General features: G+C 70.9%; 10 protein-coding genes. 4 read left to right on the top strand and 6 right to left on the bottom strand.

The features are described from left to right. Nucleotides 1-55: 55 nt before the first annotated feature. From U9R90_RS29380 to U9R90_RS29395, 4 genes are all read right to left on the bottom strand, one after another. Nucleotides 56-379, bottom strand: coding sequence for a 2Fe-2S iron-sulfur cluster-binding protein (locus U9R90_RS29380; protein WP_411059701.1), 324 nt, complete (start codon nt 377-379; stop codon nt 56-58). A 209-nt stretch (nt 380-588) separates the two neighbouring features. After that, nucleotides 589-2,337 carry an MFS transporter gene (locus tag U9R90_RS29385; protein ID WP_411059702.1) on the bottom strand — a complete coding sequence of 583 codons (1,749 nt, stop codon included), beginning with the start codon at nt 2,335-2,337 and terminating at the stop codon, nt 589-591. Nucleotides 2,338-2,525: 188 nt separating this feature from the next. After that, nucleotides 2,526-3,347: an SDR family NAD(P)-dependent oxidoreductase gene (locus U9R90_RS29390; RefSeq protein ID WP_411059703.1), complete on the bottom strand. Its 822-nt coding sequence runs from the start codon at nt 3,345-3,347 to the stop codon at nt 2,526-2,528. Nucleotides 3,348-3,416: 69 nt separating this feature from the next. Next, entirely contained in the window at nt 3,417-4,442 is a 1,026-nt protein-coding gene (locus tag U9R90_RS29395) for an LLM class F420-dependent oxidoreductase (RefSeq protein WP_411059704.1), read from the bottom strand. Between the two features lie 480 nt (nt 4,443-4,922). On the opposite strand from U9R90_RS29395, the gene U9R90_RS29400 reads away from it, so the two are divergent. From U9R90_RS29400 to U9R90_RS29415, 4 genes are all read left to right on the top strand, one after another. After that, complete coding sequence (locus U9R90_RS29400) at nt 4,923-5,963, top strand: zinc-binding dehydrogenase (protein ID WP_411059705.1); 1,041 nt, start codon at nt 4,923-4,925, stop codon at nt 5,961-5,963. Beyond that, the gene (locus U9R90_RS29405; RefSeq protein ID WP_411059706.1) at nt 5,960-7,471 is read left to right on the top strand and encodes an MFS transporter; all 1,512 of its coding nucleotides are present in this window, start codon (nt 5,960-5,962) and stop codon (nt 7,469-7,471) included. The genes U9R90_RS29400 and U9R90_RS29405 overlap by 4 nt, the downstream gene beginning before the upstream one ends. A gap of 129 nt (nt 7,472-7,600) precedes the next feature. Then, complete coding sequence (locus tag U9R90_RS29410; RefSeq protein WP_411059707.1) at nt 7,601-8,497, top strand: LLM class flavin-dependent oxidoreductase; 897 nt, start codon at nt 7,601-7,603, stop codon at nt 8,495-8,497. Between the two features lie 13 nt (nt 8,498-8,510). Then, nucleotides 8,511-9,818: an NAD(P)/FAD-dependent oxidoreductase gene (locus U9R90_RS29415; RefSeq protein WP_411059708.1), complete on the top strand. Its 1,308-nt coding sequence runs from the start codon at nt 8,511-8,513 to the stop codon at nt 9,816-9,818. Between the two features lie 85 nt (nt 9,819-9,903). Here U9R90_RS29415 and U9R90_RS29420 read toward each other — a convergent pair whose 3' ends face one another. Continuing rightward, nucleotides 9,904-11,022 carry an acyl-CoA dehydrogenase family protein gene (locus U9R90_RS29420; RefSeq protein WP_411059709.1) on the bottom strand — a complete coding sequence of 373 codons (1,119 nt, stop codon included), beginning with the start codon at nt 11,020-11,022 and terminating at the stop codon, nt 9,904-9,906. Nucleotides 11,023-11,133: 111 nt separating this feature from the next. Then, nucleotides 11,134-11,601 (bottom strand): SRPBCC family protein, encoded by a 468-nt coding sequence (locus tag U9R90_RS29425; protein WP_411059710.1) that lies wholly within the window; start codon nt 11,599-11,601, stop codon nt 11,134-11,136. Nucleotides 11,602-11,623: the final 22 nt, after the last annotated feature.

Below are 11,623 nucleotides of genomic sequence, written 5' to 3' on the forward strand. Positions count from 1 at the left end.
TCGAACAGCCCCTCTCGGTCTGCGGATGGTTTCGGGAGTACCGCACACGAACGGTTCACACTTGGCGCTCGGGGAGCTGCACCTCGAGCCCGCCCGTCTCGACGGTCACCGCGAGCTGACAGCTGAGTCGGCTGGTGTCGCGGCGCGGGGCGGCGGTGCAGTCCAGGACCTCGTCCTCGAGCTCGTGTACCGGCGGCAGCGGCACCCGGTTCTCCTCCGGTACGTACACATGACAGGTGCCGCACATCCCGGCCCCGCCGCACTCCGCGACGATGCCGCTGATGCCACGCGAGACCGCCCCCCGCATGACGCTCAGGCCTTCGGGCACATCGACGACCTCGATCCGGCCGTCCTTGTCCCGATAGGTGATCTTGGGCATGGGTATCTCCTCGAACACTCGGTCCGCGATTCCAGCCGAACCGTGCCAACAACGCCTGGGGGCGCGGCAGGGACCAGCTCGAGTGGTGCATGAGGTGCCGCGATCACCGCCCGCCCGCGGGGTCCGCTCGCGGTATCCGCGCAGCGCGACGCCGGCCCCCTGGGACGGTGTCCCGGGGGGCCGACGCCACAGGCAGCGGGTCGGCCCGCTCAGTGCTCCATAGCCGCCTCGTCGACGGTGTCGGGGGTGTCGTCACCCTGCTCCGGCGCCGCCACCCGCCGCTGCGGCAGCAGCGGGATCACGGCGAAGGCCAGGACCAGGATGCCGATGATGGACAGCAGCGCGACCCTGAACGTGTCGGCGAAGGTGTTCGCGGTGGTCTCCTTGCCGGCATCCGCGAGCGCCTCGGCCACCGCGGGCTGCGACTGGAGCGCGGGGTCCAGGCCGCATGCGGCCGGGCCCTGGCCCTCGCCGCTCGACTCCGCACTCTGCTTGGCGCAGGCCGCGAACGAGGCGACGGCGGCATCCGCGCGTTCCGTGGACATTCCGGTAGCCACCAGATCCCGCTTCAGCTCCGGAGTCGCGTCGCGGGCGCTGTCGGATGCATGCCCGCCGAGCAGCCCGAAGAAGACGATGCTGGTCAGTGCGACACCCAGGGCCGCACCGAGCTGCTGGTTGGCGTTGAACACGCCGGACGCCGAACCCGCGTCCTGGCGCGGCACCTCCGACAGGGCGATCTCGGGCAGCGGAGCGGCCACGAAGCCGAAGCCGACACCGAACACCAGCAGCGGCAGCAGCTGGTGGACGAAGCCCATGTCGCTGCCGAGGTGGACCACGGACCAGGCGTAGGAGCCCAGTCCGAGCACCATCAGCAGCACGCCGATCTGGATGACCTTGCGGCCGAACTTCGGCATCAGCACCGCGACCGACACCGCGGCACCCGGGGCGGCACCGATACAGAACGGCGCCGCGCTCAGCCCGGCCCGCAGCGGCGACCAGCCCAGGCCGATCTGCATGTAGAGCGTCCAGGACAGGAAGAAGATGCCCATGCCGATGTTGAACAGCAGATGGACACTCACCCCCGAGCTGAAGCCGCGTTGGCCGAAGAGGGTCATGGGGACCAGCGGAAAGCCGCCGGTCCTGGTCATCCGGCGCTGATGCACGATGAACAGCGCGAACACCGGCACCGCCAGGATCATCGAGACGAAGCCCCAGGCGGGCCATCCGTGCTCGCGCCCCTGGAGCAGCGGGAAGAACAGCAGCAGCAGGGCGACGGACGCCAGGGCGACGCCTGTCAGGTCCAGCCGGAGTCCACGCGAGTCCTTGGACTCCCGCAGCGCCTGGGCACCCACCAGGAGTGCGCCGATACCCACCGGAATATTGATCAGGAAGATCGTCCGCCAGCCGAGGCCGAAGAGGTCCCAGCTGGTGAGTACGCCACCGAGCACCATGCCCATGATGGCCGCGAGGCCACCGATGGCGCCGGCCAGGCCGAACGCCTTTCCGCGTTCCTCGGCGGGAAAGACGACGTGGATGATCGCCAGCACCTGCGGGACCATGATGGCGGCGAAGGCGCCCTGCAGGACCCGCGCGACCGACAGCTGCCAGGGCTCCTGGGCGATTCCGCAGAACAGTGATGCCAGGGTGAAACCGGCCACCCCGAGCATGAAGACGCGTTTACGGCCGAAGATGTCTCCCAGCCGCCCGCCGGTGATCAGCAGCAGCGCGAAGGCGAGCGCGTACCCCGCGGTGACCCACTGGATGGCGCTGTAGCCGCCGCCCAGATCGGACTGGATGCTGGGCAGGGCGACGTTGACGATCGTGACGTCCAGCAGGTCCATGAACAGGGCGACCAGCAGGACGATCAGAGCCAGCCAGCGGCGGGGGTCGGGAGACTCGTCTGTGGGGGGTGAATCCGGCTTCTCCCCGGGGAAGTTGATCCCGGTGTCGGCAGCCATATTTCAGACCTTTCCGTACAGCTAGGTGAGCGGCATGCGGTCATGCCGACGGTGGTTGTTCCTTGTCGAGCGTCGTTACGGCACGATTCAGCTGCTCCCCCGCCCCTCAAGACTGGAGAACAGCTCTTGAGCGCGGGTGGAGTCAGGCTCAAACGCCGCGCCCGGGAACCCCCGTAGGCACGCTCCCCTCAGGAGCCCCACGAGGTCCCGTCGCTGTCCCCCTGGTACGGAGACCACGGGCTGTCCGCGGCGGCCGTCAGGTCGGCTCCGCCGTCGATGACGATGATCTGTCCTGTTACCCACGAGCTGGACGGGGCGGCGAGCTGGGTGATCCACGGCGCCACGTCCTCGACGACGCCGGTACGGCCGAGCGGATTGGCTGCCGCGAACCCCTTGAAGAGCCCGTCGATCTGCTCCGTGCTCAGTCCGTTGGCGTCGTAGACCTCGGTACGCACCGCGGAGGGTGCCACCGCGTTCACCCGGATGCCCTTGCCCGCCAGCTCCTTGGCCCAGGTCCTGGTGAGGCTGTGGGCACCGGACTTGCTGACGGCGTACATGGAGGCGTACGGCTCGGGCTTGTGCCCGGCCACGCTGGAGACGAACACGATGTTGCCACCGGGGGACGTCATCAGCGGCAGCAGCCGGGCGGTGAGCAGCACAGGGCCGAGGACGTTGGTCTCCAGCATCTCCCGCGCGTAGGCCATGTTCGGGTCCCACGCCGGTGTCTGCCGGTAGATACCGGCGTTGTGCACCAGCACGTCGAGCCGGGCACCGCGCGCCTTGAGTGCCTCGACGACGGCCTGTGCGCCGTCTTCGGTGGTGACGTCGGCGGCCAGCGGCACGATGGCGTCGTGCTCGGCCGCGACTTCGGCGAGACGGTCCGCACGGCGTCCGGTGATGATCACCGCGGCGGCGCCCTGTCGTGCGAACTCGAGGGCCGCGGCCCGTCCGATACCCGTACCGCCGCCCGTGACAACGACGTTCTGGCCCTCGAATGTGCTTGATGACATGGTGCTCGCCTCTCTGGTCGTCTGGTCAGCTCTGGTCGTCTGCTCAGTTCTGGTCAGTTGCGGTCGACTTCAGGACAGGCCGCCGAAGTTCTTCACCAGGGTTTCGCCCGCAAGCCGCACCGTGTCCAGGTCATGGGTGTCGGGCAGGTAGCAGACCAGGCCGTCGAGACCCGCCTCCAGGTACTCGCCCACCTGGTCGGCGACCCGCTGCGGGCTGCCCGCGATGGCGATCCCGCCGAGCATCGCCGCGTAGTCGCCCATGGACGCGGCCATCTCCTCGTAGCGGCGCTGCGCCTCGGCGTCGGACTCGGAGATCAGCAGGCAAGCCATCTTGGTCTTGGTGATCTCGTCCGGGTCGCGCTCCTCGGCGGCGCAGTGCCGCTCCAGCACGCCCAGCTTGTGCCGTACCGTCTCCAGGTCACCGAAGAGGTTGCAGGCGTCCGCGTACCGCGCCACCATCCGCAGCGTGCGCTTCTCGCCGCCGCCGCCGACCAGGATGGGCGGCCCCGAAGAGGTCAGCGGGCGAGGCGAGTTGACTGCCTCGCTGATGCGGTAGTACTCGCCGCTGAAGCTGGGCCGCTCCTCCCGGAACATCGCCCGGCACACCTGCAGGGCCTCCTCCAGGCGGCTGAGGCGCTCACCGGTCGGCGGGAAGTCGAAGCCGTAACCCCGGTGCTCCTCCTCGTGCCAGGCGGCGCCGATCCCCAGCACCGCCCGCCCCTTGGAGATCACGTCCAGCGTGGTGACGGCCTTGGCGAGCAGGGCGGGGTTGCGGAAGGTGACACCAGTGACCGTGGTGCCGAGACGGACCTTGCTGGTACGGGCCGCCAGAGCGGCGAGCATGGCGTAGGACTCCAGCACCGGCTCGTCGGCCTGCCAGCCCAGGCCCGGCACCGGGGCCTGGTAGAAGTGGTCCTGCGCCCAGATCGAGTCAAAGCCGGCGTCTTCGGCGGTGCGCGCGATGTCGACGACACGGTCGAAGATCTCGTGGGGCGGTACTCCGGGGTAGTCGAACCTGGCGATCTGCAGGCCGAAACGCAGCACGGGCCGTCGGCCTGCTCCGTTCGCTCCGGCCGTCTGCCCTGTTGTCTGCATGGAACCGGCTCCTCTTCCTGACGGACGTCCACTTGATGCCGGTCCGACACGCTCCTCGCGGCCGGTAGCGCACCGGTGGAGCGCCGCTGGGCAGTGCCGGCCGGCCTCCCCGCCACCCCGTTCTCGAGCGCACCTCCAGCGCCACTCGGCCCGCGCGTCCGACGGTCCGCCAAGCGGTCGAGACCGCTTAGAGCCTGTTTCTGAACCCCCGTCGTCCGCGCGGAGCGCGGGCGCAGCGGCGTTCGGTGCGTGCCCTCGGCGTGCGGCGTCGGGGCGCAGGCGGGGGTTCAGAAACAGGCTCTTAGGACAGGGACCGTCTACGCAGCGAAGGAGAAGCCCGTGACNACCCCCGTCGTCCGCGCGGAGCGCGGGCGCAGCGGCGTTCGGTGCGTGCCCTCGGCGTGCGGCGTCGGGGCGCAGGCGGGGGTTCAGAAACAGGCTCTTAGGACAGGGACCGTCTACGCAGCGAAGGAGAAGCCCGTGACGCTCGACTCCCTTCCCACCACGCAGCGGGAGGTACGGCTGGTCAGCCGCCCCTCCGGCGCGCTGACCTCCGAGCACCTCGAGGTCGCCGAGACTCCGCTGGCCGCACCGGGGGCGGGTGAGGTGCTGGTCCGCAACGAGTGGATGCTGATGGCGTCCGCGTACCGCGAGCTGATGAACGAGGACACCGGTCTCCCGCTGCCGCCCTTCCCGCTCGGCGAGGCCCTGACCGGACGCACGGTCGGTACGGTGATCCACTCCGACGACAGCTCGCTGGCGGTCGGTGACCTGGTGGAGCACTTCCAGGGCTGGCGTTCCTATGTGACGGGCCCCGCCCAGGCCTTCGGCAAGCGCGATCGCGCCCAGTTCCCCGGGCCCGAGTACTTCCTGTCCAACGGCCCGACCGCCTGGCTCGGCATGGTGGGCATGGCCCAAGTCGGCGAGGGTGACGTGGTGTTCGTGTCGGGGGCCTCCAGCGGGGTCGGCTCCATCGCCGGGCAGATCGCCAGGTGCCGCGGGGCCAAGCGGGTCATCGGCTCGGCGGGCAGCAAGGAGAAGGCCCAGTACCTCGTCGACACCCTCGGCTTCGACGCGGTCTTCGACCACCACGACGGTCCTGCGCTTGATCTGCTGCGCGAACTGGCGCCCGACGGCATCTCGGTGTTCTTCGACAACGTCGGCGGCGAGCAGTTCGAGGCCGCGGTGCAAGTGGCCTCCCCCGGCGCCAGGTTCGCCCTGTGCGGCGCGCTGTCGGGGCAGGTCGGCGGCACCGACGGCGGCCGTCCGCGGCTCGACCTGCTGGCCGCCATCAGCAAGCAACTCACCCTGCGGCCCTTCGCCTGCTTCCACACCCCCGACCAGATCGAGGACTGGAACGAGCAGTTCGCCCGCTGGCTCGGCGAGGACCGCTTCGTCTTCCCGCACACGGTCGTCGAGGGCGGGGTCGCCAAGGCACCCGAGGCCCTGATCAACCTGCTGGAGCGCAAGTACTCCGGAAACGTCGTCCTGAAGCTGACGGACGAGGACGGTTCCCGGTGAGTGCGCCGGCCACGGCCGGGGCGCGCGGCGGACTCATCCTGGCGGTGTGCTGCCTCGGCCAGTTCATGTTCGTCCTCGACGTCGCCTCGGTGAACATCGCCGTACCAGTGATCGCAGAGTCCCTGGGCTTCGACTTCGACGGTCTGCACTGGCTGTTCAACGCCTATGTGATCGCCTTGTGCGGCCTGCTCCTGCTGGGCGGACGGCTGGCCGACCTCTACGGTCAGCGCCGGGTCTTCCTCGCCGGAGCCGCGCTGTTCACACTGGCCAGCCTGGCTGGCGGGCTGGCCCAGTCACCGGGCGCGATGGTGACGGCGCGCGGGCTGCAGGGTGCCGGTGCGGCGATTCTGGTCCCGGTGACGCTCGCGGTGCTGGGCACGACCTTCTCGCACGGGGTCGGACGGACCCGGGCGTTCGGGCTGTGGAGCGCGGTGGGCGGAGGCGGCGGCGCCGCCGGAGTGCTCTTCGGCGGCATGATCACTCAGTGGGTGTCCTGGCGCGGCACGCTGCTGGCCAACGCGGCGCTCGGCGTCCTGCTGCTCACCCTGGTGTCGCGCGCCATCCCCGAGCGGCCCCGGACCCGGTCCGGACAGCGGCTTGACGTACTGGGTGCGCTGGCGCTGGCCCTCGGCATCGTGGCCCTCGTCTACGGCATCAACGAGAGCGAGGACTACGGCTGGGGATCGTCGCGGGTCGTCGTCGGGCTGAGCGCGGCCGCACTGCTGCTCGCGCTGTTCCTGTACGACCAGGCCCGGCTGGCCCGGCAGCCGCTGGTACCGCTGTCGCTCTTCCGCAACCGCGCGGTGTCCGGTGCCAACCTGGTGGCCGTACTCGCCTGGGGCGCGCTGGGCACGATGTTCTATTTCATCACGCTGTTCTTCCAGCAGGTGCTGGGGTACAGCCCGTTGGAGACCGGCGCCGCCTATCTCCCCCTGGCGCTGGGGATCTTCGCGGCCGCCCGCGGCGTCGCGGGTCCAGTGGCGCGGCTGGGCGCCAGGCCGGTGCTGGTGGCGGGGCTGCTGCTGGCCGCGGCCGGCATGTTCTGGCTGTCCCGGGCGGACATCGCGGCCGCTTACGTTTCGGGCCTGTTCGGCCCGCTGCTGCTGATCGGTGTCGGTGAGGGCCTGATCCTGACGGCATCGACCAGCGCCGCGACCAGCGGGCTTCCCGGCCATCACGCGGGACTCGGCTCCGGTCTGCTCAACACCACCCGGCAACTGGGCGGCGCGCTGGGCCTGGTGGTCCTGGTGGCCATCGCCACGGCCCGTACGAAGTCCGAGGCCGCGCAGGGTGTGCCGTTCCCCGAGGCCCTGGCACCCGGATACAGCCTGGCCTTCCTCTTCTCCAGCGGATTCCTGCTGGCGGGCCTGCTGGCGGCGTTCCTGGTCCCCGGCCGGGCTCGCGAGGCGGAGCAGGGCGCCCCGGTGGCCAAAGCGCCGTCCCAGCCGGTCGCAGACCTCGCGACGGCCGAGGCCGCGGAGCCGGCCGGTGCGCGGCCGCCCGGCTGAGCCGCACCCCGCGGCCGTACGACGCCGGGTATCACGTGCAGCTCCACCCGATGTCCAGCCGACCTCGGCCCGGAGTCCGCAGACTGGACCGCGCCCGTCCCCCCTCCGGAACCGAAGCTGGGAGAAGCGATGAAGATTGGGATCAGCCTGCCGGTCACCGCGCCCGACGCGGCGCTCACCTGGGCGCGGCACATCGACAGCGGGCCGTTCGACACTGTGGCGGTCTCGGACCGGCTGGTGTACGCCAGCCCTGACCCACTGATCACCCTGGCCGCGGTCGCCGGCGCCACCTCGCGGGTGCGGCTGCGGACCCAGGTGCTGCTGGCCGCGCTGCGGGACCCGGTCGTGCTGGCCAAGCAGGTGGCCACGCTCGACCGGCTCTCCGGCGGGCGCTTCTCGCTCGGCGTGGGCCTCGGCGACCGTGCGGACGACTACCAGGCGGCCGGGCTGCGCATGTCCGACCGCGGCCGGCTCCTCGACGACCGGATACGGCGGCTGCTCCAGGTCTGGCCGGGGGGCAAGCCGGACGCAGACGGCACGGACGGCGCGGACACGGCGCAGGACATCGGGACCATAGGACCGCGCCCGGCCTCGGACGACGGCCCCGAACTGCTCTTCGGCGGGTTCAGCGCGGCCGCAGTCCAGCGGGTGGCCCGCTGGGGCGCCGGCTACATCTGCGCCATGGTGCCCGACCCCTCCGGCGGTATCTTCCGCGGCGTCGAGAAGGCCTGGCAGGCAGCCGGGCGCGAGGGGGCACCGCAGCTGATCGCCCAGGCCAACGTCGCCATCGGCCCCAGCAGTGTGATCGCCGAGGCGAAGTCCCTGATCAGCTCGTACTACTCCTTCCTCGACGCCTTGGACGCACCTGTCTCAAGCGCCGTGGTGACCGACTCCATGCTCACCTCCGAGGACCAGCTGCGCGACGCGCTGGAGACCTGTCGGCAGATCGGCGCCAGCGAACTGGTCTTCATGTGCTGGTCACCTGACATCGCACAACTCGACCGCATCGCTCAGGTGCTCGACTGACGGAGCCGCCGCCATGACCATCCAGGACCCCGCAGCAACCGAGGTATCCGAGGCATCCGAGACCCACGGGGCATCACACCCCGCGTCCTCCGTCGTCATCGTCGGTGCGGGCCAGGCCGGTTCGGACACCGCCGCCGCGCTGCGCAGCGCGGGGTACACCGGACCGGTCACGCTGGTCGGGGCCGAGGACGCCCTGCCGTACCAGCGGCCGCCGCTGTCCAAGAGCTATCTCACCGGTGCCACCGCGGCAGCGGACGTCACCCTGCGCCCCCGGTCCTTCTACGAGGATCAGCGCATCGATCTGGTACTCGGCGACCGCGCGGTGGAACTCGACTGCGCCCACCACCGCGTGCTGCTCGCCTCCGGCCGCGAGGTGGGCTACGGGCGCCTGGTCCTGGCCACCGGAGCACGCCCGCGTCGGCTGCCGGTGCCGGGGGCCGGTCTCGACGGCGTACTGCCGCTGCGCGACCTGGCCGACGCGGAGGCGGTACGGAGCCGGCTCCCGCGGACCAAACACCTCGCGGTGGTCGGCGGCGGCTTCATCGGCCTGGAACTCGCGGCCACCGCACGGGCCTTGGGGATCGAGGTCACGGTGATCGAGGCCGGCAGCCGGCTGATGGCGAGGTCCGTGAGCCATGCCATGTCCCAGCACCTGGCCGCCGAGCACCGCCGTCAGGGCGTACGTGTCCTCCTCGACCGCACGGTCACCGCGCTGCACGGCGACACCGACGGCAACGTCAGGACCGCCGACCTCGAACACGGCGAGCGGGTCCTGGCCGATCTCGTGATCGTCGGTGTCGGCGTGCTGCCCAACAGCTCGCTCGCCGCCGACGCGGGTCTCGCGGTCGGAGACGGCGTGCTGGTCGACCGCCGGCTGCGGACCAGCGATCCGACGGTGTACGCGATCGGCGACTGTGCCCGCTTCCCCAGCCCGCACGCGACCAGGCCGCTGCGGCTCGAATCCGTCCAGAACGCCTCCGAGCAGGCTCGCTGTGTGGCCGCCGCCCTGTGCGGTGACGCACGGCCGTACGAGGCGGTGCCGTGGTTCTGGTCGGAGCAGTACGGGCTGCGCCTGCAGATCGCGGGCATCACCCAGGACCACGACCACACGGTGACCACGGGGGACCCCGCGCAGAACCGGTTCTCCGTCTTCTGCTTCCAAGGCGGCCGGCTGGCGGGAGTGGAGTCCGTGAACCGCCCCGCCGACCATGTCATGACCCGGCGGCTGCTGGCGTCCCAGCTCCCGGGGCCGAACCCGGCCGAGGTGGCACGCCCCGACTTCGACCTGAAGGCCTTCCAGCGCGCCCGGCAGGCCGCTTGATCTGTACGGCGCACCCGCACACGGGAGCGTCAGATACCCGCGGGCCGATTGACCCGCGGGTATCTGACGCTCCTTGGTGTGTTTCCTACTGCTCCGGACCGAGCAGTGCCGCCGCGTAGTTCTTGCGGGCAGCGGTGTCGTACTGCAGGGCCACATGGCTCGACGCCGATGTGATGTCGCGCCACAGCCGCTGCAGCGGCTGCGCCTCGCTGAGCCCGCCGGTGCCCGCCCCGCGGATCAGCAGCGTGATGGCCTCCTGCACCATCTCGGTGGCGAACGTGGAGTTCCGCTCGTTGCGCGCCATGAGCTCCGGGGTGAACCGCCGCTCGTCGATGGTCTGCGCGTTCTGCTCGACGAGGTGGCGGGCCGCGTCGATCCGGCCCGACGCGCGCACCAGCTTGATCTCGATGCCGGGTGTGCGCCTGCGGGCCGCCGCTGCGGCGGCGTACTCCTTCAGGGCGCCCATGGCCGCACCTACGACGGGGGCGATGAACGTCAGACTTCCGACCGCCTGGAAGGGGACGTTGTGGGCGGGCAGGCCGGAGGTGGCGTTCCGGCCGGACATGATGTCCACCCGGTCGACGGAGAGATGTCCCGGCACGCGTACGTCGTCGACCACGACGGTGTGGCTCCCCGTGGCCCGCATGCCCACGTTGTCCCACGTCTCCTGGATGGTGAACGTGCCACGGGGCAGGGCGAAGAAGCGCATCCGGGGCGGTCCGTCGCCGCCACCGGCCAGCCGGGCGCAGAGCAGCACCCAGTCGGCGAAGTCGATACCGCTGACGTAGTTCCAGCTGCCGCTGAGCCGCCAGCCGTCGGCGGTCTCCTCGGCCTGGCCCGAGGGCACAAGACCCGTGGCCACCACCGTGTCCGGGCTGGCGCCCCAGAGCGCCTCGTGCGCCGCCTCGGGCAGATACGCGGCGAACCGCGCCGAGTAGGCGGACAGCGAGGCGCACCAGGCGGTGGCCGGGCAGCTCTCGGCGACGGTCATGACCGAGCGGGTCAGCTCCTGGAACGAACCCTCCACGCCGCCCCATCGGGCGGACACCAGGTGCCGGGCGAAGCCCGCCTCGCGTATCGCCTCGACGACGGCGGGGGCGAGCTTGCCGGTGCGGTCCGCCTCCGCCGCGTGCTGGGCCGCGAGGAGACGTACCTTCTCCGCGGCCGGGGCAAGAGCGGCGTCCAGTTCAGTGTCGGCAGGCATCCTCGTGACCTCCTGTGTTGTCCGGCCTTCCCGGGCACTCGGCGCACAGCGTGCGGCCGGTGGCTCGAACCCGGCTGCACCACGGCTGGACCTAGGGCCTGTCCGGCGGACTCAGAACAGCCGGGCGAGGCGCTCCAGCGTCTCCCCCGGGCTCGGCCCGTCCAGCGCCTTGAAGATCCCCTCGGCACCTTCTCCGTGCTTGTGCAGCTTGACGTGCGCGAGCGTCACCTTGGTGTGCCGCTCGTCGACGGCCTCGAAGTCGACCTCGATCTCGCTGGCCCGCTCGTCGTCCGGAATGGACTGCCAACGGCCGTCGATCCGCCAGGTCATGGCGACCCGACGGCCCGGCTCCCACTCCAGGACGGTGCCCCAGGAGATCTCGGTGCCCTCCACGTCCCACTCGTAGTAGCGCCCGCCCACCTCGGGCTCGAAGGCGAGCCCGGCCCGCTCCTTCTTGACCAGCACATGTGTGGGCGGCCACCAGTCCTCGGGCCGCTCGGTGAAGACCTTGAAGGCCTCAGCCGGGGTGGCCGCCACGGTCACCGACTTCCGCACGTCCGGAATCGTCTGCTCGGACACGAGCCCTCCTCGTCGTTCACTC

The organism is Streptomyces sp. E11-3, from assembly GCF_046540415.1.
Lineage (GTDB): Bacteria > Actinomycetota > Actinomycetes > Streptomycetales > Streptomycetaceae > Streptomyces.

Bases quoted from the DNA above. Each gene is read 5' to 3' on its own strand.
- U9R90_RS29415 (WP_411059708.1), top strand. From the start codon at position 8,511: ATGACCATCCAGGACCCCGCAGCAACCGAGGTATCCGAGGCATCCGAG.
- U9R90_RS29390 (WP_411059703.1), bottom strand. From the start codon at position 3,347: ATGTCATCAAGCACATTCGAGGGCCAGAACGTCGTTGTCACGGGCGGC.
- U9R90_RS29420 (WP_411059709.1), bottom strand. From the start codon at position 11,022: ATGCCTGCCGACACTGAACTGGACGCCGCTCTTGCCCCGGCCGCGGAG.
- U9R90_RS29395 (WP_411059704.1), bottom strand. From the start codon at position 4,442: ATGCAGACAACAGGGCAGACGGCCGGAGCGAACGGAGCAGGCCGACGG.
- U9R90_RS29410 (WP_411059707.1), top strand. From the start codon at position 7,601: ATGAAGATTGGGATCAGCCTGCCGGTCACCGCGCCCGACGCGGCGCTC.
- U9R90_RS29380 (WP_411059701.1), bottom strand. From the start codon at position 379: ATGCCCAAGATCACCTATCGGGACAAGGACGGCCGGATCGAGGTCGTC.
- U9R90_RS29385 (WP_411059702.1), bottom strand. From the start codon at position 2,337: ATGGCTGCCGACACCGGGATCAACTTCCCCGGGGAGAAGCCGGATTCA.